The 988-nt window shown below is 44.0% G+C and carries 1 protein-coding gene; it reads right to left on the bottom strand.

Annotation, left to right across the window (positions count from 1 at the left end; all coding sequences use genetic code 11):
• Positions 1-961 (bottom strand): cryptochrome/photolyase family protein (locus B3O33_RS15070; protein WP_292363898.1); only part of this gene is annotated, 961 nt, incomplete at its 3' end.
• Positions 962-988: the final 27 nt, after the last annotated feature.

Genomic DNA, 988 nt, shown 5'->3' with positions numbered 1-988 from the left:
ATAGACCCCGTACATATTCACGCCAGCCGAGGATTTGCCGGATAATACCTTCCACCGCATTTAATGGTGCTTTATCGTTGGTGTGCGCCTTTTCAGCCGCTGCAATCACTTCTGCAGGAGAGAGTAGTTTGAGATTCAGGCAGCTTGATAAGCGTGAATGATAAAGCCACGGTTCATCGGTCCACATCGCATCCTGATAGTCGCCAAAATGTGGCAGCCGATTTTGAATAAAATCTTTTAATGCCGCTAACGCTTGTTCACGGCTGACCGGCCAGTTAAAGCTTTCAATATTGCCGTAGAGATCCGGCAGAAAGTTTTCAACATCCGCTATAACTTGTTTCGTGATGTCATCCGCCTCAAACAATAAAGGCGAAGGCAATTTGGATGGGCCTTTTTTGCCAAAGCTTTTGCGGTTGTCCTTATCAAAATTCCACTGATCTCCAAGCGGCTGGTCATCTTCCATCAGAATTTGCCGACTTCTACGCAGTTGCCGATACCAAAATTCCATTCGCGGTTGTTTGCGATTGGCTAACCAGGCTTTGAATTCACCTTTCTCACTGATGAAATGCTGATCGGCCAGCCATTCAATCTCAATATCAAATTCATTGGCGCATTGCTGTATTTCATTCATAACCCTGACATCACCAGGTAATACGCAGCGAATTTTTTCAAATGAATCCTGTTTTAACGTGGATGATAAAGCGTCACGGAAACTGGATTTTTTATCATTTAACGTCCAATAAATCAGCGGATAGTTATTCGTTTTGAGTTGCTCAGCAAAATGGCGCATCGCCGATAAAAATAAAACCGTGCGCTGTTTACTCGATAAATATTCTGTGGACTCAGCCGACACTTCCGCCATCCACAACCTATCATGCTGTTGATCAAAGTCATCGAACAGCAGACTGCTGGCATCAAGTTGATCACCAAGAATAATATTAAGATAGTGCAACTTAGCCATTTAACGTTGAAAGCGCCGCCAGCCATA

Origin of the sequence: Methylophaga sp. UBA1464, assembly GCF_002325665.1 — a bacterium.
In the GTDB taxonomy this organism is placed as follows: domain Bacteria; phylum Pseudomonadota; class Gammaproteobacteria; order Nitrosococcales; family Methylophagaceae; genus Methylophaga.
The sequence above is the reverse complement of the archived record's forward strand: the minus strand, read 5'-3'. Positions and strand labels throughout refer to the sequence as shown.